General features: G+C 61.4%; 18 protein-coding genes and 1 pseudogene. 2 read left to right on the forward strand and 17 right to left on the reverse strand.

Going from position 1 to position 23,430, the window contains the following annotated elements:
- From aliA to badH, 9 genes are all read right to left on the reverse strand, one after another.
- On the reverse strand, window positions 1–1,550 hold a 1,550-nt coding region (gene aliA, locus B2J89_RS04095), incomplete at its 3' end, for a cyclohexanecarboxylate-CoA ligase (protein WP_169167953.1).
- Between the two features lie 46 nt (window positions 1,551–1,596).
- Window positions 1,597–2,766, reverse strand: coding sequence for a cyclohexanecarboxyl-CoA dehydrogenase (gene aliB, locus B2J89_RS04100; RefSeq protein ID WP_169167954.1), 1,170 nt, complete (start codon window positions 2,764–2,766; stop codon window positions 1,597–1,599).
- A 188-nt stretch (window positions 2,767–2,954) separates the two neighbouring features.
- On the reverse strand, window positions 2,955–3,935 hold the full coding sequence (locus tag B2J89_RS04105; protein WP_169167955.1) for a tripartite tricarboxylate transporter substrate binding protein: 981 nt from the start codon (window positions 3,933–3,935) through the stop codon (window positions 2,955–2,957).
- 12 nt (window positions 3,936–3,947) lie between these two features.
- The gene (locus tag B2J89_RS04110; protein WP_169167956.1) at window positions 3,948–4,427 is read right to left on the reverse strand and encodes a MaoC/PaaZ C-terminal domain-containing protein; all 480 of its coding nucleotides are present in this window, start codon (window positions 4,425–4,427) and stop codon (window positions 3,948–3,950) included.
- Window positions 4,428–4,501: 74 nt separating this feature from the next.
- A complete protein-coding gene (locus B2J89_RS04115; RefSeq protein ID WP_169167957.1) occupies window positions 4,502–5,650 on the reverse strand; it encodes a CaiB/BaiF CoA-transferase family protein in 1,149 nt (382 codons plus the stop codon).
- A 118-nt stretch (window positions 5,651–5,768) separates the two neighbouring features.
- Window positions 5,769–6,776: a tripartite tricarboxylate transporter substrate binding protein gene (locus tag B2J89_RS04120; protein ID WP_169167958.1), complete on the reverse strand. Its 1,008-nt coding sequence runs from the start codon at window positions 6,774–6,776 to the stop codon at window positions 5,769–5,771.
- Between the two features lie 167 nt (window positions 6,777–6,943).
- Window positions 6,944–8,923 (reverse strand): AMP-binding protein, encoded by a 1,980-nt coding sequence (locus tag B2J89_RS04125; RefSeq protein WP_169167959.1) that lies wholly within the window; start codon window positions 8,921–8,923, stop codon window positions 6,944–6,946.
- A 22-nt stretch (window positions 8,924–8,945) separates the two neighbouring features.
- Window positions 8,946–9,728, reverse strand: a complete 783-nt coding sequence (gene badI, locus B2J89_RS04130) for a 2-ketocyclohexanecarboxyl-CoA hydrolase (RefSeq protein WP_169167960.1) — start codon at window positions 9,726–9,728, stop codon at window positions 8,946–8,948.
- A 36-nt stretch (window positions 9,729–9,764) separates the two neighbouring features.
- Window positions 9,765–10,532 (reverse strand): 2-hydroxycyclohexanecarboxyl-CoA dehydrogenase, encoded by a 768-nt coding sequence (badH, locus tag B2J89_RS04135; protein ID WP_169167961.1) that lies wholly within the window; start codon window positions 10,530–10,532, stop codon window positions 9,765–9,767.
- A 180-nt stretch (window positions 10,533–10,712) separates the two neighbouring features.
- Here badH and B2J89_RS04140 point away from each other — a divergent pair, with 180 nt between their 5' ends.
- Window positions 10,713–11,213: a MarR family winged helix-turn-helix transcriptional regulator gene (locus B2J89_RS04140; RefSeq protein ID WP_169167962.1), complete on the forward strand. Its 501-nt coding sequence runs from the start codon at window positions 10,713–10,715 to the stop codon at window positions 11,211–11,213.
- A gap of 64 nt (window positions 11,214–11,277) precedes the next feature.
- Here the strand turns inward: B2J89_RS04140 and B2J89_RS04145 are convergent.
- The 6 genes and pseudogenes from B2J89_RS04145 to B2J89_RS04170 all read right to left on the reverse strand — a co-directional run.
- A pseudogene (locus tag B2J89_RS04145) lies at window positions 11,278–11,910 on the reverse strand (ATP-binding protein); the annotation flags it as partial.
- Window positions 11,911–12,031: 121 nt separating this feature from the next.
- Entirely contained in the window at window positions 12,032–13,150 is a 1,119-nt protein-coding gene (locus B2J89_RS04150) for a transposase (RefSeq protein ID WP_169167964.1), read from the reverse strand.
- A 49-nt stretch (window positions 13,151–13,199) separates the two neighbouring features.
- Window positions 13,200–14,339, reverse strand: coding sequence for a TniQ family protein (locus B2J89_RS04155; protein ID WP_169167965.1), 1,140 nt, complete (start codon window positions 14,337–14,339; stop codon window positions 13,200–13,202).
- A 2-nt stretch (window positions 14,340–14,341) separates the two neighbouring features.
- Window positions 14,342–15,880: a TniB family NTP-binding protein gene (locus B2J89_RS04160; RefSeq protein ID WP_169167966.1), complete on the reverse strand. Its 1,539-nt coding sequence runs from the start codon at window positions 15,878–15,880 to the stop codon at window positions 14,342–14,344.
- Between the two features lie 128 nt (window positions 15,881–16,008).
- Window positions 16,009–18,105 carry a Mu transposase C-terminal domain-containing protein gene (locus B2J89_RS04165; protein ID WP_169167967.1) on the reverse strand — a complete coding sequence of 699 codons (2,097 nt, stop codon included), beginning with the start codon at window positions 18,103–18,105 and terminating at the stop codon, window positions 16,009–16,011.
- Entirely contained in the window at window positions 18,105–18,953 is an 849-nt protein-coding gene (locus B2J89_RS04170; RefSeq protein ID WP_169167968.1) for a TnsA endonuclease N-terminal domain-containing protein, read from the reverse strand. The genes B2J89_RS04165 and B2J89_RS04170 overlap by 1 nt, the downstream gene beginning before the upstream one ends.
- A 97-nt stretch (window positions 18,954–19,050) precedes the next feature.
- Here B2J89_RS04170 and B2J89_RS04175 point away from each other — a divergent pair, with 97 nt between their 5' ends.
- Window positions 19,051–19,464 carry a DUF6471 domain-containing protein gene (locus B2J89_RS04175; RefSeq protein WP_169167969.1) on the forward strand — a complete coding sequence of 138 codons (414 nt, stop codon included), beginning with the start codon at window positions 19,051–19,053 and terminating at the stop codon, window positions 19,462–19,464.
- A 1,126-nt stretch (window positions 19,465–20,590) separates the two neighbouring features.
- On the opposite strand, the gene B2J89_RS04180 is transcribed toward B2J89_RS04175, so the two are convergent.
- Together B2J89_RS04180 and B2J89_RS04185 are read right to left on the reverse strand one after the other, a co-directional pair.
- Complete coding sequence (locus tag B2J89_RS04180; protein ID WP_169167970.1) at window positions 20,591–22,057, reverse strand: helix-turn-helix domain-containing protein; 1,467 nt, start codon at window positions 22,055–22,057, stop codon at window positions 20,591–20,593.
- 223 nt (window positions 22,058–22,280) lie between these two features.
- Window positions 22,281–23,368, reverse strand: a protein-coding gene (locus tag B2J89_RS04185) for an IS3 family transposase (protein ID WP_169167971.1) whose coding sequence is annotated in 2 segments (ribosomal slippage) — window positions 22,281–23,116 and window positions 23,116–23,368 — 1,089 coding nt in all. Because the reading frame shifts where the segments join, the coding sequence is not laid out codon by codon here.
- Window positions 23,369–23,430: the final 62 nt, after the last annotated feature.

Here is a 23,430-nt window from a genome sequence, read left to right on the forward strand (position 1 = left end):
TCGGGGATGTACTGCAGGGCAATCTTCTGGTCTTTCAGGAACTGCACCAGGCCCGGCAGGTCGATGGTTTGCCCGGGCTTGGGCACGACCACGGCGCAGGCCCGCTCGCCCAGGCGCTCGTCGGGGTAGGCCACGATGGCGGCCATGGCGATGGCCGGGTGGCGGTAGAGCAGCGATTCCACCTCAACCACCGGAATGTTCTCGCCGCCGCGGATGATCACGTCCTTGCTGCGCCCGGTGATGCGCAGATAGCCGCGCTCGTCGATGCGGGCCAAGTCACCGGTGTCGAACCAGTCGTCGGCGTCGGTGGCGTTCAGGTGCGGGCGGTGCAGATAGCCGCCAAAGTTGGAGCATGAGCGCAGCAGCAGTTTTCCGGGCTCGCCGGGTGGCAGCGGCTGGCCATCGACATCCACCACCTTGATTTCCACGCCGGGCAGCGGGCAGCCGTCGGTGTTGAAGGAGCGCTCATCGCCGTCGTCCAGCCGGGTCAGCGTGACGGCGCCGTTCTCGGTCATGCCCCAGGCCGAGACGATCTTGGCGCCCAGCGTCTTGCGGGCTTGCTCGACCAGCGGGCCGGGGATCGGCGCGCCAGCGCAGAGAAAGGTGCGCAGGCTGGGCACGGCCACGCCGGTCTCGGCCACGGTGCGGGCCAGGTCGGTGAGGAACGGCGTGGAGGCCATGGTGAAGCTGGCCTGCTCCGCATTGATCAGTGCGATGGCCTGCTTGGGTTCCCAGATGTCCTGCAGCACCGCGCGTGCCTGCAGCACGATGGGCATGATGAGCCCGTACATGAAGCCGGTCTGGTGCGCCATGGGCGAGGCCATCAGCACCACATCGTCGGCGCCCAGGCGCAGGCGCTCGGCATAGGGAACGATGTTGGCCATCACGGTGTTGGCCGAGTGCATCACGCCCTTGGGCTCGCCCGTGGTGCCCGAGGTGTAGATGAGCTGGGTGACCTCGTCGGGGCCGGGGCGGTGGCCCGTGAGGATGTCCGCCGCATCGGGCGCGGCCTCCCAGGCGGGGCCGCTGAGCAGGGCGTCGAAGCTGTTGGCGCCCGTGCCGCCGACGATCACCAGCTGCTGAAGGTGCGGCAGGCGGGGCTGCAGGCCGGAGATCATCTGCTCGAAATCGAATCCCCGGAAGCTCTGGGGCGCAATCACCACCTTGGCCTCGCCGTGCTGCAGCATGAAGCCCAGTTCGCGCTCGCGAAAGATGTGCATCAGTGGGTTCATCACCGCGCCGATGCGCGAGCAGGCCAGGTAGGTCAGCGTGAACTGCCACCAGTTGGGCAGCTGGCAGGCCACGACGTCGCCCCGGCCCACGCCCAGGCGCGCCAGGCCGACGGCGATGCGGTCGGCCATGCGTGCCATTTCGCGGTAGGTGAAGCGCGTGGTGGTGCCGGTTTCCACCTGCAGCGCGGTCAGCGCGGGCTGGTCGGGGCAGGCCGCGAGGCAGGCGTCGAGCGCATCGTTGATCGTGCGGTCGCGCCAGTGGCCTTGCGCCACCAGGCGGGCGCGGCGAGGGGGGAGCAGTACAGCGTCGAAGTCCATGGTCTTGTCTCCGGGTGTGTCGGGTGGGCGGCTGGGTGCACGGCGTTCAGGCAGGCACGAATTTGCGGCCGGCCCGGGCGCGGGCAATGATGGTCTTCATGATCTGCGCCGTGCCATCGCCGATCTGGAAACCCAGCACGTCGCGCAGGCGCTGCTCCATCAGGCCGCGGTCGTAGCCGCCGTGGCCGAAGCACAGCAGGCACTGGTGGATTACGTCATAAGCCAGCTTGGGACCCCACCACTTGGCCATGCCGGCTTCTGCGGTGTGGGGCAGGTTCTTGTCCTTGAGCCACAGGCCCTGCAGGCACAGCAGACGTGCACCTTCGACCTCGGTGTCGTACTGCGCCAGCGGGTGCGTCACGCCCTGGAAGGCAGACAGCGGCTGGCCGAAGGCCTGGCGCTGGGTGATGTATTCCCAGGTTTCGTCGAGCGCCACGCGCGCCACGGCCAGGCACTGCAGCCCGATCAGCGAGCGCGAGAAGTCAAAGCCGTGCATCACCTGCACGAAGCCCTTGTTCTCATCGCCGAGGCGGTGGCTGACGGGCACGCGCACGTTCTCGAAAAAGATCGAGCCGCGACCGATGGCGCGCTGGCCGTGGCAGTCGAAGCGGCTGGTGGTGATGCCGGGTGTGTCCATTGGCACCACCACGGCCGTCACGCCATGGGCGCCGTCCTCGGGTTTGCCGGTGCGGCCGAACACGACGGCGATGTCGGCCTGGTCGGCAGCCGAGATGGAGGTCTTCTCGCCATTGATGACGTAGAAATCACTGCCCCCGTAGCTGGTGCGCTCGATGCGCAGGCGCAGGTTGGCGGCGTCCGAGCCCCCGCGCGGTTCGGTCAGTGCGATGCAGCAGATCGCCTCGCCTCGGGTGAGCTTGTGCAGCCAGGGCCCGACCACCTCGGGGTTGCCGTATCGGGACAGGATCTGGCCATTCAGCGACGCCAGCAGGTTCAGGTACGAGAAGCTCAGGTCGGCGCGGGCGATCTCCTCGTGGATCACACCGGCCGCCAGGCAGCCCAGCCCCAGGCCACCGTGCTGCTCGGGCAGTTCGGGGCAAATGAACCCGAGCTCGCCCATCTCGCGCAACAGCCCGCGGTCCAGATCGCGGGTCTGGTCGCGCTCGAGGAAGCCGGGCTTGACGCGCTCCTCGGCAAAGCGGCGCGCCGTGTCGGCCAGCGCCTGCAGGTCTTCGTCGATGTAGGGGTTCGGGTTCATCAGGGGTCTCCAGGGCTGGTGCGTGATTTCGCGTACTGGCGGAACTCGGGCTGGGGCTGGCTCTTCAGCGCATCGCGCCTTCATGGGCCTCTTCGGCACCTGGCCGCCCGTGTGGCGCAGCGGGCCAGGCAGATGGGCTGCGTTTCCTGCACCCGGGCCCTGCCAAAGTTCGGCGTTCGGAGGGTGCCTCAGTTGGCCGACGCACCCGAAGACACAATGACGCGCTTCCATTTGTCGATCTCGGCGCCCATGTAGGTCTTGAACGCCTGAGGCGTTGTGATGGTTTTTTCGATCGCCAGCCCTTGCGCAGCCAATTGGTCGACGACGGATTTGTCGAGCAGGATGTCCTTGACGGCCTTGCCCACGCGTTCGGTGATCTCAGGCGGGGTATTGGCGGGCGCCAAAATTCCATACCAGGTCGTGGCCGAATAACCGGGCTGGCCCGATTCGGCGACGGTCGGAATGTCTGGAGCGGCCGCCAGGCGCGAGGGGCTGGTGACCGCCAGCGCACGCACCTTGCCGGCTTTCACGTGCGGCAGCAAGGTGACGAAGCTGGACACCATGACCTGTATCTCCCCCGACAACAGCGCTGGCAAGGCCTGGCCCGCGCCTTTGTAGGGAATGCGGACCATTTTCACGTCCGCGTTCATGTTCAGCATCTCGGTGGCCAGATAGGTGATGCTCGAACTGGAGCCATAGGCCAGTTCCGGGGTTGTGGTTTTGGCGTGGGCGACCAGTTCCGAGATGGTTTTGGCCGGAACAGACGGGTGAACCGCCACGATGTTCGGAGAGTCGCCGATCAAGACAATCGGAGTGAAATCCTTGAGCGAATCGTACGGAGCGGTTTTGTAGAGCGTGGCATTGATGGCGTGGGTCGCCGGGGCCAGCAAAAGCGTATAGCCATTGGCGGGGGACTGCGCGACTTTGGTAGCGGCAATGACGCCATCGGCCCCCGGGCGGTTGTCAATGACGATGGGCGTCCCCAGCATTTTGCTCAGCGGCTGCGACAGGATGCGGGCAATCGCATCGGCGGGGCCGCCCGCTGAAAAACCGATGACCAACTGGATGGGCTTGGCCGGGTAATCGGAGGCGGAATGGCTGGGAGCAATCAGTCCCAGCAGCAAACCCAGACCAATCGGAGTACGGCGAAAAATTCGGGTGAATTTCATTTCTCTCTCCAATCAATGGCTTTCGACGGCGATCTTTTGGGGATCTCCTGCGAGCAGGCGTTTCGCGGTATAGGTGCTTACGGTCACATCGTGCTGGTTCACAATGGAAACGGTAGAGGTCACCACCGCGCGTCCATGTTTGGAGGTTGGTCGGATATTGTCGATGCGCACATGGCCGTGAATGGTGTCGCCCACGCACACCGGCGCCAAAATCTTTTTTTCTATTTCGAGCAAGGCCATGCCGGTGCCCTGGATCATGCCTTGGACCAGCAGCCCTTCAATCAGGGTATAGGACAACGCCCCGGGCACCACGCGGCCCTGCATGGCGCCTTTGTGGTGGATGTCGGTGAAAATGATTTCGGTCATTCCGGTCAGAGTGATGAAATTTATCAAATCGGTTTCGGTAATGGTTCTTCCGTAGGTGATGAATTCCTGGTCGACATGCAAGTCGTGCCAGTAATATCCGCGACCCAGCAAAATAGGGGATGCCATGGTTGTCTCCTTTGTATTTAAGTAAATAGGCAAGTTGTTATTTCGGAATGGCGATTCCGAACAAGTCGAAAAACTCAGTTCAATGGATGGGAAAGGCCATCGAGCACTTCGCGCGTGTGTTCGCCCAGCCGGGGAGGTGGGCCGTTGTGGGCCCTCACTCCATCGAAAAGCACCGGGGCGCCTGGGAAGCACAGCGCGCCCATGGACGCATCGTTCAGGTGCTGGAAAAACCCCACGGCCTGCAAATGCGGGTCGGTCAGTAAATCCTCGGGCTGGTTCACGACGGCGCCAGGCACCTGCAGTTCTTCCAGGATGGCGAGCCACTCTGCCGTGGTTTTCTGCGACAACACGGTCCCCAGCGACTGGTAGACAAAGCCGGAATGCTCGCTGCGCGCCGAAATGCTGGCAAAACGCGGATCGGCCGCAAGGTCCGCATGCCCTGTGGCGGTCAGCAGTTCATTCCAGTGCCTGTCGGTATAGGGCATGACGCAGATATAGCCATCCAGGGTGGCGAAGGGTTTGCGCCAGGGGGCCAGTGCACGGGGGTAACCCATTTTCTGGTCGTGCGCCGCGAAGTTGGCGCCGTACATGTGCTCCACCAAGGTAAATGCCACCATCGACTCGAACATGGGCACTTCCACGGTGCTGCCGACCCCGAAACGTTCGCGTTTGACCACCGCCGCCAGAATTGCACTGGCCGCCAGGGTTCCGACGGTCTTGTCGGCCAGAATGGTCGGGGTGTAGCGCGGCTCGTCCGCGCCATGGCGTTGCGCAAGGGCCGCCATTCCCGACATTCCCTGAATGACATCGTCGTAGGCCGGTTTTCCGCCATAGGGCCCATCCTGGCCAAAGCCATTCAGGCTCACATAAATCAACTGCGGATTGTGGGAGCGAAGATCGTCGGGCGTGATGCCCAGCGCCTGGAGTTTCTGTGGGCGGATATTGTGGACAAAAACATCCGCGGACCGCACCAGGGCATAGAAATCTTCTTTGCTGGCCGGGTCCTTGAGGTTCAAGGTGACGCTTCTTTTCCCCCGGTTGACTCCCATGAACAAACTGGCCATGTTGTTTTCAACGGAAAACCCCGTGCGGCGGGAATCGTCGCCTTCCGGCGGCTCGATTTTGATGACGTCCGCTCCATATTCCGCCAGGATCTGTGTCGCATAAGGTCCCATCACGACATTGCACAGATCAATCACTCTGATTTTTTCCAGGGGTAGCATATTTTTGTATCGAATCGGGTTGTGAAAGTAAATGGAGGCGTGGCGCTGCCAGACCTGGGCACCTACCGATCCAGGCTTTGCCTTCGGCGGGGCACGATCGGTCTGAAACTCCGGCCATTCAGTCGGCAACGATCTTGCGTTCCTTGATCAGCGTGGACAGCGTGGCACCCTCGTCCGCCAGCAGCTTGCGGAAGGCTGCGGTGTCCACAGGGGCGGGCTCGGCGCCCAGGTGGTTGAACCGCTCTTTGAGCGCAGGGGCCGCCAGCGCCTTGGTCAGTTCCCGCGACAGGCGCTCGGTGATCTCGGGCGGAACCTTGTTCGGGGCCCATACGCCGAACCAGATGTCCAGGCTCGCGTTCTTGATGCCCAGATCGGCGTACGTCGGCGCATCCGGAAAGAAGGGCGATTTCCGGTCGCTGGCCACGGCCAGCAGCTTGACCTTGCCCGCCTTGATGTGCGGCAGGGCAATGCCCGGATCAAAGACGAAGTCGGCCTGGCTGGCCATCACGTCCTGCAGCGCGGGCGCGGACCCGCGGTAGGGGACGTGCGTGGTGAGGGCGCCGGTGCTTTGGTTGAACAACTCTCCGGCAAGGTGGGGCGGCGTGCCGGACCCCGAGGACGCAAAGTTCAACTTGCCGGGCTGGGATTTGGCCAGGGCGATGAGCTGCCTGGCGTCCGTGGCCTCCAGCGTGGGACGGGCCACCAGATACATCTGCATGCGCCCGATCGCCGTCACGGGAGCCAGGTCGCGCGAAGGCAGCAGGTTGCTGGACTTGAACAGGAAGGGGTTGACCGTTTCGACCGAGGTCGGCGCGACGAGAAAGGTGTAGCCGTCGGGGGCGGCCCTTGACACCTCGCTGGCGCTCAGGGTGCCGCTGGCGCCGGGCTTGTTGTCCACAATGAACGTTTGGCCCAGGGCTTCGCTGAGCGACTGCGCCACACTGCGCGCCATCACGTCGGTACCGCCGCCGGGGGCAAATCCCACCACCAGGCGCACGGGCTTGGACGGCCAGGTTGCGGTCTGGCCGACCGCAGGCAGCGCCGCCGCTGCCAAGATGGCCGCGGCACCCAGGGTCAGGGAGCGGCGGGAGAGGAAGCAAAAGGCGCGGCGGGGCGTGGGTGTCATGGTGTCTCCTGTGATTTTGTGCAATGGCGATCCGACAAATAGCCGTTTTACACTCGCCTGTCGGGGGCGATTCGGCGTAAAGAAACACTGTCCATGGTCCCGTGGTCCGTGACCAGGGTAGTGCGTGGGCGCGCCATACGCCGCCAGCGCAAGGCGCACCGTGTGCATCACGTCTGGCCCTGCGCTGTGAGCGCCGCACGGATGGCGTGTACCGATTCCGGGTTGACCAGCGTGCTGAGGTCGCCCGCGTCGTCTCCGAGCCAGGCGGCGCGGACCACGCGGCGCATCATCTTCATGTTGCGGGTGCGCGGCAGGTCGTCGACCAGGACCACCTTGGCGGGCCGAAACGCGCCGCCCAGTCCGGCGACCACCGCTGCCGACAGGGTAGGGGCCGCGCTGTCCGTTGCGATGCCGGGGCGGGGGACGCAAAGGCACACCACCGCAGTGCCTTTGACGGCGTCGGGCACGCCGATCGCTGCCGCGTCGAGCAGCAGCCCGGTGGCCATCAGCAGCGCCTCGATTTCGGAGGGGCCTGTGCGCTTGCCCGCAATCTTCAGCGTGTCGTCGGAGCGGCCATGTACGTACCACATGCCGTCGGCGTCGCGGCTGGCGAAGTCGCCGTGTACCCACAGATTGGGCAGGCGCGACCAGTAGCTTTGCAGGTAGCGCTCGCGGTCGTGCCACAGGCCGCGCGTGAGGCCGATGCTGGGGCTGGGCATCACCAGCTCGCCCGTCACATCGGGACCGACACTGGCCCCTTCGGCATCGACCACATCTGCGCCTGTGCCGGGCACGGGGCCCGCAAAGGCGCACGGCTTGAGCGGATGGACCACGGTGCCCGTCAGGATGCCGCCCACCTCGGTGCCGCCGGAGTAATTGAGCAGGGGGACTTTGCGTTGGCCCACGCGCTCGAAGGTCCACTGCCAGGCCTCGGGCGTCCAGGGCTCGCCAGTGGAGACGATGACGCGCAACGAGCTGAGGTCCAGCGCGCCGATGGCGTCGTTGCCCAGCGACATCGACAGGCGTGCCACCGTGGGCGCGAGGCCCAGGTAGCTGACGCGGTGGCGTTCGATGAGGCGCCACAGGCGGTCGGGTTCGGGGTAGTTGGGCGCACCCTCTGCCAGCACCACCGTCGACCCCACCAGCAGGCCGCCGAATACCAGAATCGGGCCCACCAACCAGCCCATGTCCGACATCCAGAGGAATCGATCCGCAGGCTTGAGGTCCATGCAGATCGACAGGTCCAGCGCCGTCTTGACCGGGAAACCGCAGTGCGAGTGCACCACGCCCTTGGGCTTGCCGCTGGTGCCCGAGGTGAACATCAGCAGGAATGGGTCGTCGGCCGGCATGGCCTCGGTCGGCACGGCTGCGCAGTCGCCGGGCGCGCCCGCGGCGAGCTCATGCCACCAGTGGTCGCGCCCCTCGGTCCAGCCGTGCTCGGTGGCCAGGTGGCCGAGCACCACGGCGTGGCGCACGCCCGGGCACTGCTGCAGCGCCTCGTCGGCGACGGCCTTGGCGCCGACCGGCTTGCCACGCCGCAGGGAGCCGTCGACCGTGATCAGGGCCGTCGCGCGTCCATCGTTCAGGCGCTGCGCGATGGCTTCTGCGCCGAAGCCCGAAAACATGGGCAGCACGACGCCGCCGATCTTGGCCACCGCCAGCATGGCGGCCGCAGCCTGCGGCAGGTTGGGCAGGTACATGCCCACCACGTCGCCGCGGCCCAGGCCCAGGCGGCGCAGGCCCCAGGCGAGCCGGCAGGTTTCGCGGTCCAGGTCGGCAAAGGTCCACGAGGTCACGGTGTCGTCTTCACCTTCACAGACCAAAGCCTCTTGCGTGTAGCGCTCCGTGCCCCGGCGCCGGTCGATGCAGTTGAGCACCACATTGGTCGTGCCGCCCACGCACCACTGCGCGAAGGGCAGTCCCGCGCCCAGGTCCAGCACTTGGTCGTAAGGCCGCTCGAACCGGTAGTCGAGGAAGCGGATCAGCGCATCGTTGAACCAGACCGGATCGGCGCTCGCGCGCTCATTGAGCGCCTCAAAGCTGTTGACCCCGAGCGCGCGCATGAAGCGCGTGAGGTTGGCGTTTTCTACCGTGCTGCGGTCCGGCCACCACACAGCGCCGGACGGGTGGAGGGCATCGGCTTGCATGGCTCGTGTTCCGATCGAAAAGTTACTTCGCGTACTTGCGGAACTCGGGCTTGCGCTTGTCTTTCAGCGCATTGACGCCCTCGCGCGACTCTTCGGTGTCGTAATAGAGCTTGAGCGCGTACATGCCCAGGCCCGCAATGCCGGCCTGGTGGGCCGTGTCGGCGTTGAAGCTGCGCTTGGCGATGGCCAGCGCCGTGGGGCTGCGCTCGCACAGCTCCTCGCCGATCTTCTGCACTTCGGCGTCCAGCTGGTCGTGTGGCACGCAGAAGTTGGCCAGGCCCATGGCCACGGCCTCGGCGCCGCTGTAGCGGCGGTTCAGGTACCAGATCTCGCGGGCTTTCTTTTCGCCGACGACGCGGGCCAGGAAGGCGGTGCCGTAGCCGGGGTCCACCGAGCCCATCTTGGGTCCGACCTGCCCAAACTGCGCCTTGTCGGAGCAGATGGTCAGGTCGCAGATGGTGGCCAGCACGTTGCCGCCGCCGATCGCAAAGCCCTGCACGCGGGCGATCACGGGCTTGGGCACGTCGCGGATCGCGGTGTGCAGCTCTTCCATCGGCAGGCCGATGGTGCCGCGCCCGTCGTAGTTGCCGCTGTGGGCCGACTGGTCGCCACCGGTGCAGAACGCCCGGTCGCCCGCGCCGGCGAGCACGATGGCGCCGACGTCGCGGTCGTAGCCGGCCTTGTTCAGCGCCTTGATGATCTCGTCGCAGGTCTGGCCGCGGAAGGCGTTCATCTTGTCGGGGCGGTTGATGGTGATCCAGGCCACGCCGTTGCGCACTTCGTACAGGATGTCTTCGAAATTCATGGTGTTCTTTCGGGGAGAAGAAAGGGTGGGCAGGGCTCAGCCGTGCATGGTCAGGCCGCCGGAGACGCTGATGACCTGGCCGGTGATGAAGGAGGCGTCGTCGCTGCCGAAGAAGGCGATGGCACTGGCCAGGTCGTCGGGCTGGCCCAGGCGGCCCAGCGGAATGGCGCTCTTGAAGGCGTCGATCAGCTTGGCAGGGTCGCGCGCGCCTTCGGCCACGCCGGCCAGCAAGGCGGTGTCGGTGGGGCCGGGGCAGACCACGTTGACGGTGATGCCCTGGCGCGCGTGTTCCCGCGCCAGGGTCTTGGACAGCGCCACCAGACCGCCCTTGCAGGCGGCGTAGACGGCCTCGCCCGAGGAGCCGCCGCGCGCGGCGTCGGACGCCACGTTGACGATGCGGCCGGCTTTGCGTTCGACCATGCCCGGCAGCACCGCGTGGTGCATGTGCAGCGCTCCCGTGAGGTTGATGGCGATGAGCCGGTCCCACTCTGCGGGAACCGTTTTGGTGAAGGGCTTGAACACGTCCCAGCCGGCGTTGTTGACCAGCACATCGATGGGACCGAGCTGGGCTTCGGCGCCAGCCACCGCCGCATCGACCTGGGGGCGCTGCGTGATGTCGCACTGGAACGCGGCCGCCTGGCCCCCGCCCGCACGGATGTCGGCGGCCACCTTCTCGGCGGCCGCCAGGTTCATGTCGAACACCGCCACCCGGGCGCCCTCGCGGGCAAAGCGGCGGCAGGCCGCTCCGCCGATGCCGCCGCCGCCGCCGGTCACGATCACTGTTTTGCCGTCAAATCTTTGCATGGGTTTCTCCGTGGGGTCTGTGGGTGCAATCCGGGTTGTTATGCTGAGGGCCGTATGGGAAGTTTGCAGCCATATGCGTCAATATATTGACGTATATTAGGACGGTATCGAGCGCGGTGCAAGCAAAAAATTCAAGGAAAAATAGTGGTAAACCCTCAAGAAAACAGCGACATTGCGAAGATGGAGCTGGCCAACCGTTTGTTCTTTCGTTTGTATCAATGTGCAAACATGTTGCATAAAACGGGCACCCGGGCGGTCGAGGCGCAGGGGCTGACCACGCAGCAATGGGCCGTGCTGGGGGCGCTGTCGCGCCCCGAAGCGGCGGACGGCATGAGCGTGGGAGATCTGGCCCGCTACCTGATGGTGAGCCGGCAAAACCTCTCGGGCCTGATCAGCCGCATGGAGCGGGACGGTCACCTGGGCAGTGCGCCGGACGGCCGGGATCGCCGGTCACGGCGCATCACCATGACGGAATCGGGGCGGGAGGTCTGGGTGAACGAGGCGCAGCCCAACATCCGCCGCTATTACGGGCAGGCGCTGGCGGGTTTTTCCGTGGGGGACATGGCGCACACGCTGCATTACCTGCTCAAGCTGCTGGGCAACATGCAGCGCCTGGACGAGGCGGGTGTGGCGGCCGCAGAAGACGGTCACGAAGCTTCAGACGCTGCCACTCCTGGGTAGATCCTGAGCAGGCTGGGCCGGGCCGCTGGCGCGGGAGTGGGCTTGCTTGTCGACGCGTCGAACGCTATGCGCCGCGCAGCATGCTGCGGTACTGCATCGCCTCCGCCACGTGCGCCACCTGCGTGTGCTGCGCGCCCGCCAGGTCGGCGATGGTGCGCGCCACCTTGAGGGCGCGGTGCGTGGCGCGCGCGGACCAGCCCAGGCGGGCTGCCGCGGTCTGCAGGAACTGGGCGGCGGCGGGGTCGAGCAGCACATGCGTGTCGATGGCCTGGCCTTGCAGCGCCTGGTTGGCGCAGCCCTGGCGCTGGGTAGAACGCTGGCGCGCCTGCGCCACGCGCTCGCGGATGGCGGCCGTGCCTTCGCCGGGCGGTGCGCCCAGCAGCTCGTGGGCGGGCAGGGCGGGCACTTCGATGTGCAGGTCGATGCGGTCGAGCAGCGGGCCGCTGAGCTTGCCTTGGTAGCGCGCTACCTGCTCGGGCGAGCAGCGGCAAGCGCGCTGCGCTGCGCCCCGGTAGCCGCAGGGGCAGGGGTTCATCGCGGCCACCATCTGAAAGCGCGCCGGGAAGTCGGCGCGCTGCGCCGCCCGCGCGATGGTGATGTGGCCGGTCTCGAGCGGTTCGCGCAGCGCTTCGAGCGCGGCGCGCGGAAATTCCGGGAGTTCGTCCAAAAACAGCACGCCGTGGTGCGCGATGGTCACTGACAATAAAGCCTTGCCCCCGTAGTTTGTTGATTTTATTGAGTATTTTAACTTTTTTGCCTTTTTCACTGACATTAAAGTTCTGCGCCAAATATGGTGGTCACGAAGGCCTTGGCGACATTTAAGTTCTGCCCCGGGACGAAGTTGGCATTGGGCTCAAGCAAGACGTAGAAGGTGCGGGAATAGCACCGCGGCAACCCTGTAGATTGATCGCTTGCGAGCGCCGCAAGGATTCAAGCGCATTTATAGCCTTAGTTAGGCGACCGTCTGCGACCCAGTTCCGAAACGTAGACGTCAGATCGGTAACCGCAAAGCCATCCCGAGGCACCTTTTTCCAAGAGGTGCCACTGGCAATCTTGTAGAGAATGGTATCCAGTAGCGCTCTACGGGAATGGCGGACACGGACTTGACGTTTTCCCTGAAGCAAGGGCTCGACAACCTGCCACTCCTCGTCTGTCAGAGACGACAAGCCATTCAGGTGAAGCGGCACCTGGATCGCGCGAGCAGACGCGAAGACCGTGCGGTCTTCTTCCGCGTTTGTATTGAAAATGAAAGTCTGCTCTTGTCCAGTAATTGAATCAATCGGTGGCACCTTGACCCAGACCAGCGATGCTTTCGTGACGTACATGTTGCCGCCGCTTTCTAGACCATGAAGAGCCATGCGAACTTGGCCAGCCGGTAGGGACAAGTTCAAAAGCCCCTTGAGAGCATTCATATGGACGCTCTGGGCGCTTGCTCGTGCCGATATTGATGTGTGAAGCCAAAGAAGTGCTTGATGCTGACTTCCGACCCATCGCGGCTCAAGGTGCTTCTTTCCAAGCATGTCGAGAACAACCTTCGGGGGCGTACTCGCATAGTCGACGAACGCCAATTGGTCGATGTTCGCTGGCGTAAAGATCGCCGGGTGGAGTATGCGAACAGGCTTGAAGAGTGCATGCAAAAGCACCTGCGCGGGCACATGAATCGTTGGCCCATCGCTCGTGGGCGAGGTAAAGACCATATGCCGGTTCTCAATGTGCGCTGGAAGCTGCAGACCGAACGCACGCAGATAGTCTGTATCGCAAGCCGGCTTCCATGACGAAAAGTCACCGACATAGAGCCGCCGTTTACGCCGACCAGGGGACAGGAGGCTGTCCGTGGCCAGCACATCGACCGCAACTCTTTCGAGTTTTCCGTGGTGTGAGAGCACTTCAAAACTGCAGGCTCCATTTGCAATATCTGGTCCTATGACCCAATCCATACATCTCTCCTTCTGAGAGATGTATAGGGATCAGAGAGCCATCATTTTTCTAGGTTCTGGGCCGTCGACCAGGAATTCGTGCTGATTGAGGGGACATTTTGAAATGCTCGATCCACGCCATGAGCTGAGGTATCTGCCCCTTGTGGCCTCGGACAATAGAGCGAATATGTGCCAGGTCGTACAGGTCCGCAGCGCTTACGCGCGTACCAGCCGCTCTGTGCCGCTCAACCTCCGCCGCCAGCTGGGTGATCGCATCCAACTCAATCTGGTGCCAGTCTCGTGGCCTAGGTTTTCGCCTCCCCTCAAACTCGACCCGGCTGGAAGAAGGGGTCGGGGTGCTGTCCAGGAAGACTCTGAGTAAGATGTGCTTAAAGGTTGTTGCGTGTTGACCGGATGCGTGCAACAGCTTGGCTGGCCATAGCCCTTTACGGCCGGTGCCAATGGCGCAGCCGTACTTGTCGAGATAGAACTCCCCGAAGAATGCCTTGAGGTCATGGGCAAGAAGAGCGCCATGGGTCCTGCTGCGCATGTATACGTACCCCAAGTCTTTCACGCGATTCTGGTAAGCCAGGGGCAAAAAATCCTCGTCTTTGACAATCCAAAGAGCCTCTGCCGAAGCGCGTGCTACTGCCGCCGCCGTGGCGCGTGAAATGCACAGATCGGCAGATTGATAGTCGAATACCTCGTGGGGGGGCGGGATGCCAGAGTCGCGGCTGATCCTGAGCGGTGTCACACACAAGTTGCAGTCATGCTTGACGCAGACCTCAACGCCGGTGACCTGGTGAACTCGATGCCAATACGACTCGCCAAAGCTCTTCAGCTCTTCTTTCACGCAGCTCAAGCAAAGGCGTAACCATATTTTCCCAGTGACGGATCGCCGTACAAGCGACGCCGTGCGGCCTTGGCGACCGTGAGCGTCAACCAAGGCTGAAATCGCACGACGTCGTTCCCCAGTCGGCATAAATGCTGTCATGTACGGAAGCACGGTGTGTTCACGCAGGAACTTTTCCAGAGACAGCCCGAAAGCATGGGCGACACCGTCGTACGGAGTCATCAAGAAAGAATGAGATGACAGCGGATGCCCGGTAAGGCGCATCAGCAGCTGTTCGCGACCGATACCCAGTTGTCGTTCAGCCCGATGTAGCAGGCTGCCGACAACTTCGTCCGGGTACGGACGCGGCAGAAACATGGTCAAATTTCCAGGACATCCTCGTACAACGGAGCCATGCCAAACGCCTTCAATTGCCGCAGCACGGTCACGTTGTTGGCCTTGGCATGCGCGATGGCCCGCCTGTAGTCGTTAGGGCGAGCATCGAACCGATCTACAGGAAGCTCCACCACAACCTTGCTTTTCGACTGTCGTTTGACGGGTTGTGGCTTGGTTAGAGCTGCCGCTGCTTGCTTCAAGGCCTGAGCCAAGTTCGCGTCGGGGCTCGCGCTCGCGATCTCAGCGGCAAGCGTGTCCGCTTCTGCAGCAGCAGCCCCCACGGCCTGCAGTCCTGCTGAGAGCCTAGGTACGAAAGTTTCGCTGCCAGCTTTGACACTGTAGAGCGAGGACTTCAATAAGTTTAGCTTGCGCTGTGCGTTCTCAAGGTGCTGCTTCAGATTCAGCGGCGCAATGTCATCGTATTTGCACAGCATTTCATAGTTGTCAGTCCGCAGCGCCTCAATCATCGGGTGTATCAACGGGAAGTCCTCGCTGTAGACATCCAGCAGCAACTCCGGGGTCAATGTTTCAGAGCCATCGAGAATGGCACGTGCCTGGGCGGCAGCAAACAGTTTGATGGCGATGTCAATGACGCCCTGGCTGCACTCAAACATATGGTGGCTCAGCAGCGAATTAAGCCCGGCGGGGTTTTTGACCCATTGAAATTGCCAGAGGATGTCAAGGAACACATCCCACTCACTGGGCTCCGCAGCGGTGCCTGGATGTAAGCGATCCCAATGCGCGATGCCATGTCCACTAGAGCGACGAGACTGCCGGAAATCCGTGCTGAGCACTTTAGCTGCCTTGTTTGTGCCGACGAACAGGATAGGAACCTTCAGGTCGTTACACGCTGAGACCAGCTCGGTCATGAGCGTCTGGCTTCCTTTTGGGGAGTTCGCCAGGTTCTGGACTTCATCGCAGATGAGCAATCCGACTAGGTGTAGGTTCATGATGCGGGCGACCCCTCGCATCAACGTGTCTGCACCTGTGCGCCCCTTCTGGGCATACATGTCGTAGTAGTTGGCCCCCGGAACCAGCTCGTCTACTTTCTGAAGAATGCCGTGTGCCAAGCCCTTGATCGACGAGCCATCGGATGGCATCTCAATGTGCAAGACCGGTATTTGATAGAGGTTGTAGTCGGGGTGATAGATCACCTTAGGCAGGTGGGCAGCCCAACGGTGAACCGTGGTGGTCTTGCCCATGCCGGAAATCCCAATGAGCGCAGTTGATAACTGTGGCGTTCGGGAGTTCGAGGCTTGAGTGAACGTCTGCCCAGCGATCTGCTTCTCATAGATGGACTGGAAAATCTTGGAGTGCCCTGGTGTTTTAGGCGCACGACCGACATAGCCAGCGCGCAACATAGAGTCCAGCGCCCTGCCCAACTCGGTATGTCGATACATGGGCATCATGAAGTTCAGGAGCGTCTCCAGCATCATCAGACGCTCGGAATCTTCCCATCCCCGCTGCGCAACGTCGAAATCTGGCATGAGCGTAATGGCCTCCATGAGACCCTGGTCGGTCATGGACGGGGGAAGGGCTTCAACCAGCGGGTTTCCCTTGAACTGAGGCAGACGCTGTTCGACGTAGCGAGCAGAAACGATGTGGGGCGCGGGCAGTATTTGACTCATATGAATGGGACGCTGGTAGGGATTTACGCTCTCATGCGGTCGCGAATAGCGGCAAGACGACTGGAGTGATCGGGAGGAGCACTGCCAGTGGAGGGGGATTTGGCTGTGGCGGTATCCGGCACTGCCTCAGCGGGCGGCGGTTGAAGCCTCGCCTGTTGCTGCCGCTCCTGAGCGAGCTCCTCGTTGCGGGCTGGTTTGATGTCTGCTCTGCGAGCTGAGCGTGATGACTTTCCAACAGATTTCAGTCGCCCTTTTGCATCGGCAATCATCTGTTGCGTTCGGTCTCTGAACTCAATACTGTTTTCAAGACGCTGCTGTTCAGATTGCAGGCGAACCTCCTGGCGCAGCAACTCGTAGTACCGGACTTCTTCGAAGCTGTAGCCGACGTAGTTCCGACTGCGCGCGGTCAGATCGGCGATCTGGGGCTCACCTTTCCCATTCAGCGCATGAACATAGATTTGGTTGACCAGGCGCGGGTCAAAAGACACAACAACCTTGAACCTGCGTTTGCGTGCAGTCTCAAACCACTTTTGAGTCAATGCCTGCTGGAAGCTGTAGTAGCAGCCTCGGAACTCGACCCCGTGCTCGGTCACTGTGGCCGTTTCCTTGCGGAGCAGAGAGAAGCGAACCTTTTCCTCAGAGTAGCGTGTCAGAAGGCCAGAACGCGAAACGATGTCGTGGTTCCAGAGCGCAGTCGGACAGGGCTTTACGTCAGATGCAAGCTCGGCGGGATTCAGGGGGTAGTTGAGAATATGACGTCGGTTGTGCGCGATGATGGCGTTCAATATCAGGTGGCCAAAATCCATCACATTGAGGCAGGCATCCTTTTCATAATGCTTACCGCGACGCCGGGTTGCATTCGATGGCGGGTCATATGCCGGAGCAATAGGACGCAACGTGGCGTGCATCAGACGGAATCCGCACTCGACCAGAGGCTTCCAATCTGGCCGTTTACTTGGCAGGTTGGTGACAGTGACTTGAAGGCCATCAACGACGTTGCTGCTGGCGTGAGAGATCATGTCTCCACGGTCTGCCAGGAACTCCCGTGGGAAGACCGCATGTGCAGGCCAGTCCTCGGGGTCGTACTCAACACCATATCGCTCACATAGCGAGCGCTTGTTCTCCGAAATGCTAAGAATTGCCTGCAGTGCGGCGTTCCAACTCGCGCTTTCAAGCCCGAAATAGAACCCGACGATGAGCCGCGACTTGCGGTCGATAATGAGATATAGGGTTGGCTTGCCGATGATTTTGTTGGGGTCTTCGCGACTGACGAGGAAGATGTCGACGATGGTGGCGTCAATTTCGTAGAAGTGACCGACACCTTGGCAGTCCGCCAGCACCGTGCCCAAGACTTTGCGGTGCTCACGTTCGTAGTCCGAGTTCCCTTCGCGGCTGCGAAGCCGAACTTCGACGTCGTAGTTCGTGTGTAGAAAGTGACGAAACTGCCGAAGAGAAGGACGGCTGCCAGGCGGATTGACGAAGAGCTGTTGGTTACCGTCCTCGTACCGGTAGTGCTTCTGTATCAGCTCAGTGTGAGCGTCAACCGTCGTCTTGCGGTTATCTTTCAAGTACATACTTTCGATGACCTGTTTCATGTGGGCAATGTCTGAGGATGTCACTTGAAAGATGCCGTGGCCCGCATCGGGCGGACGTCCACGGCCGGCAGTGATCTCCAACACCACATCGCCGGCCGGTTTTTTTGGACGACCAGATTTATCGTAGCCAGGCATGAGGGCTAGTTCACTTTGGCCGCGCTGCCAGTATCGGCGCAGGTCTTTACGGAGCGTGCCTTGGGCGCACTTGCGCTCCTGCGCATATTCCTCGATAGCGTGGTTTCGTGTCCTAGGGTCAAAAAGGCCGTTGCCGTGCTTTTGCAGCAATGGTTCCAGGCGGGCCCACGCCTCGGCGCATTTGCGGCGGCAAGCTTCGGAATGCGTCTTGTGGGACACGTCTTTTTCGGGAGCGCAGGTCAAATTGGCGATCTGCGCGTAGGGAATGCTTACCGGCCATGCTATGGCGCTGGCCAAGCTGATGCACCATGCGACGTTGGCGGGCACATCGGCATGAAGCAGGCGCATACGTACGCCATCAAGTTCGAAAACATCGTTCATGAACAGCATCACGCACCACCTACTGCACGCAACTGACCAGACCGAGACGTCATCACGAACGCTCCAATCGTGGCCTGGCTCAGGTCCGCGGACTCCAGATTGAACATCAGCGCGCGTTCCTGCATCAGCATGCGCGCAACACGCAATCCCGTCCCACGCTCCAGGCCATGGCGTTCGTCGAATGACCGGCAGTAAGCCGCCAAGGGCATTTCCACGCCAGTGGGGGTGTTCAGCTCAGTGCTCATGCGGGCGCAGAGAGCGGAGAAATAACCCTCCCGCGGTTCGGATTCGCCGTCCTTGAGCTGGGCGTCTCGAATCCATTCCAGGTTCTTGACCTTCTGACTGGGGAGCTGGGAGTGGTACATGAGGTGATGCGGGTATTCCAGCTGTTCAAAGTAGGTACGCTGAATTTCGAGTTTTTCGAGAGAGTTGGCGTCTTCAGCCTCCTCGTCACGTTTGCCATTGACGGCCATGAAGGTTTCCTTGCCGTCCTTGGTGACGGTCAGCAGGAAGTCGACGGTCATGACAGTCGGAACATGCGTGCCCGGGTAATGGGGGTGGCGAATCTTGAGCTGTTGAGCGATGGTCTGAGTCAATTCGCGGTCAAGTGGGTACTGCTCGCGAATGTCGATCACCGACCTGGACCATTCGGACGCCAGAAAGATGTCGTACTCCACGTCAGAGAACAGGTGGTGGATTCGATGCGTTTTAAGACCCCAGACGCGCCTGGATCGCCCGCGACTACTGAAATCGGCAATCTCCAGCCACGGCTTGTAGCCTTCGCCACGGCCTTCCCCGTAGCCCTGGGCCTGCCACTCAGCTATCTTTTTCTCAGTCCACGCATATTTACGTCCCACGCTTCTCTCCTACGTCTCTTAGTTTCTGGTGATCGGGTCAAACCTCAACCTCGGTGAATCCTCCGTCGTCAGTAGTAAAGCGTTGGAAAAGCGTGGGGTGACATTTTTGACGCTCTTCCGAGTAAGATTCAAGGGCGCTTTTCCGCAAAAAATCGAAGCGAATCAGCGTGATTTCGAAATGACCCAGACCTCGGAAAAATTTCCAGAAGAGCCTGCGACGGAGGCGAAAACTGACCCGTGGCAGAGGTTCGCCCGCGAAGTTCTGCAGGATGCGGTGGCTCAGCGGGCGATGAACTCTCGTGAGCTTGCAGAACTGCTGTCGGAGTACGGGGTGGAGGTTGAGCCGAAGACGCTCTCGAGGCGGATAAACCGAGGCACCTTTGATGCGGGCTTCTTCCTTCTTTGCCTGTCCGCCTTGGGCGCGGAGAAGGTCGACATCCTGGGCGACGGGCTTGTCGAGGTGCACGTCAAGCCCGAGCGAGTATGGAGGCGATCCCGGCTTAAGAGCTAAAACGGATCGAACTGAAAGAACTCGCGTCCCTAAAACAATGCTGCTCATCTTTGCACCCCTTTCATAAAAAGGGGTCATGCCGCACACGGGAGGCGGCGAGATGTAGCGCTCTAGGAACTGGCTGAAATGCTATGGCCATTTCATAGGCTTGACCAGTCCCAAATCACGCAATTCTTGGTAAATCTCTGCGAAAAGTATCGCTCCAGTCCAAGCGTATATCGGAGATCGCGCAATTGGTGAATTACAAAAATGCCCCAACGTTGATAGCCTGAAGACCCATCACAACAGTACGCCATTCTTGTACGACCATCGTAGCCAGGTAGAACCGTACCTCGTACCGCGATCCATTGAATTGCTCCGATTGGCCTTGATGCTGCCCCCGTATTCCCGGCCCCGTCCTAGTCGCAATAAAGCGCCTGGTCCGTCGATGATCCTGGGGCACCTGTGTGGCCTGCTGCCGCCTGAACCTTCGGGGGAGAGCACATCTTCAGCGACGAGTGCGGATGCCACTGGTTGAAGTGCGCGAAGGCCGCAGGTACCAGCGGTCCGCATTTCGCGTGCACGCCATGGTGTTTTACTCGCCGTCAGAGTGTTGGCAATTCAATGCCCCGCAGCCGGAAACTCCGTCGCAACTGCTGTAGGGCCAGCTGAGGAACATGGTCCGCACATGCCGGAGACGAGGATATAGCTAGCTTGACCACAGTGTGGCCACATTGGGCAACCAGCTGTGGATGGCGGCCCGCAGGCACGATTCGAAAGCGCATCTCCGGCCATCTTTTGTTCAACGCGCGTAACGTCTCTCGTTCGTGTTTCTGAAGGCTCATAACGATTCCTGCGATTGGCATATGTACAAGAAGACAGCTAGTCAGCAACACGCTGGCTTATGTGTCTGGCAATTGCCTGTGATCGTCGAGAGAAGCACCTGCAAGTGAACCCACAGGTGCTTCAAGCCTTACTTGCCCTTTGGCGGGTTGTTTCCGCGGCCGCCTCCGGAAGGCCCGCCAGTCTTGCTTGGTCCGTTTGGTGGTGTGTTCGACATATCAAATCTCCTAGTCCCGGAAAAATAGGCGAGCGGCACCGAACCCGGGACGAACACCCCGTGCCACTCGAAAACTACGTTTGATGTTTAGGCCTGAGGGGCCGGCTGGCCAATGTCAGGCCGTGCCGTACGCGCACCGTTGAACTCAAGCTCTAGCGTCTCGAAGACATGCGAAACACCATCCGGGTTCCAAGGCGTACGTATCAGGCGACCGTTTAACTCTTCAACCAAAACGATGCTGAAGATGTTTCCCTGCCTCGTCGGAGTTTGGAGTTGCATTAAGGCCCGCAGTGGCAGCTCCAAGTGAACGTCGATACGTGTCTGGGTTTTGGAAATGCGCCAGAACTCTAGCGGCCATTCTGAGAGAAGCGGTTTAAGTACCTCCCAGAGACCAGCTCTTAGCCGGTTAAGTACCAAGAAATGCGTTTGACGCTCTTTCTCAAACATCTTCATGGTGCGGTCAGGCAACTCATCAAGGTCACCTCGGGTAACTGCAACCATGTCGTCCGGACGGTTCATCTCAAACGGTACATTCGGGTCGTACACCGGATGTTTTAGAACGGCGAGGCGGAGATTGGTGACCTTGGACGGTACCTGGACACCGTCAAATCCAGTGACAAAACTCGCATGCAAGTACGCATTCCCCGGAAGCTCACCGATCCAAAACCGGTCGAGCCAAGTCGGGGAGGTCCACTGAAGTCCGTTTTCGTTTGGCTGGCACCGTACAAAACGCAGTACGCGATTCATGCCCATACGGGCGTCCATGAGCGTGACACGAAACCAGGGCGCTTCTTCACAAAACGTAGCCTTTGAATCGCGCTGACCGTTGTGTTCAAAATGGCGGGCCAGCTCAGCTCTCACTTCCGACGTCACCTCCGTCACTCCGGACAGAATCTCGCACCGTTCCGGGCCAGCAAATCCCGTTCCCACCAACAGCCAGAAGCCGCCATGGCTCATCGGCTTGCGCAAGTGCGCAACCGTAAGCCCCGTGAGCAACGCCACCTCATCGAAGAGCTCCGACGCCTGGGTCAACTGAGCAATCTCTAGTTGACTCGACAAGGAGGTCGCCAGTGACCGTTCAGCTTTTTCAACGTCTGCGGAATTCCGCCCAGCTCTGTCGAGAGCATCAACCAGTTCTGGGCATGAGCCGGCGGCCACTCTGGCAAGAATGAGACGCTCAAACTCGTCCACCATGTTCGAAGCCGGTTGTGGGGCTTCACCCTGTAACACCGACACCGTTGTACCCAACACCTCGGCCACGGCCTCCGCCATCTCACGCGGCACAGCGCCCGTGCTTTCCCAGCGTTGAGCTGTGTTTTTCAAGACTTCATTGCTGGCACTATGTTTACCGGCGAGGGCGTTGGCTTTCTCTGCCAGTGCCCGTTGCGTAAGGCCGGCTTCTTTGCGCAAGTCACGAAGCCTTGTTGCATCGATGCGAAAGGTAGGCCGTCCAATTGGTTTTGGAGTGTTTGTCATGGCCGCAATCATCGGTTTTTGTAATTTTGTTGTCCAGACACATAAAAGACAACAAAAACTAAAATAAACGATGCGCAACTCTCTCTAGGAGTTATCACCCTTTGTCGTGGCATCGTTGACGTTGCGCACATCTGCAGTTCCGCCCAATCGGCTGAACGGAGGACCAGGCCCATAAATATCCGGTACCGCGCGATGCGCCTGCTCCAGGTCGACTTAGGTCGGGTGGGCAAAAGCGGAGTCGCTGGTAACCAGGCAGAAGGTGTGGTAATCCCCCCGAAATCCGCTGCTCCGAGAAGTAGAGCTATGCGACCATGGCCAGCCGCTGTTTCGGGGTGATGCCGCCCAAGGCCATGTTTGGGCGTTCATGGTTGTACCGCCACATCCATTGCGTGGCGTACTCCCGGACCTCATCAAGGCCGGACCAATGGTACTGCGACAGCCACTCGTAGCGGACTGTCCTGTTGAAGCGCTCCACATAGGCGTTCTGTTGGGGCTTGCCAGGCTGGATGTGCTCGATGTGGATGCCCCGCGTGCTAGCCCAGTTCAGCAGCGTGGCGCTGATGTACTCCGGCCCGTTGTCGCAGCGAATCACCTGAGGCTTGCCGCGCCAGGCCATGATCTGCGCCAGCGTTCTGATCACGCGATGCGACGGCAGTGAGAAGTCCACCTCGATGCCCAGGGCCTCGCGGTTGAAGTCGTCGATCACGTTGAGCAGCCGGATGCTGCGGCCGTCTTCCAGCTGGTCGTGCATGAAGTCCATCGACCAGACCTCGTTGCAGTGCTCGGGCACCGTCAGCGGCTCGGGCTTCTCGCGCACTAGGCGCTTGCGCGGCTTGATGCGCAGGTTCAGTTCCAGCTCCCGGTAAATCCGGTACACGCGCTTGTGGTTCCAGGGGAAACGGCGCACGTTGCGCAGGTGCAGGAAGCACAGCCCGAAGCCCCAGTTGCGGTTGTTGTCGGTCAGGCGCAGCAGCCACTGGGCGATCTCATCGTCCTCGATGCCGCGGCGGGCCTCGTAGCGATAGCAGGCCTGGCTGATCTGGAAGGCCTGGCAAGCCGCCCGGATCGACAGGCCGCGCTGCTGCACTGCTCGTTGCGCCATCTCGCGTCGGCGAGATGGCTTCACCACTTTTTTGCGAGTGCCTCCGCGACGACCTCGGCCTTGAGTTTCTCCTCGACGTACATCTTGCGCAGCCGCCGGTTCTCCTCCTCCAGCTCCTTCATGCGGGCCATGAGCGACGCATCCATGCCGCCGAACTTGGCGCGCCACTTGTAGAACGTCGCCGCGCTGATGCCCAGTTCGCGGCAGAGCTCGGGGACCGTCAGACCGGCCTCAGCCCGCTTGAGCGCGTCGATGATCTGGCTGTCGGTGAAACGCGATTTCTTCATGGTAGAGATTCTCCTGTGAGAGTCTCTACTTCTCAGCGCATTGAATTTGCGGGGGGATTACC

It is taken from the genome of Acidovorax sp. SRB_24 (assembly GCF_012931925.1).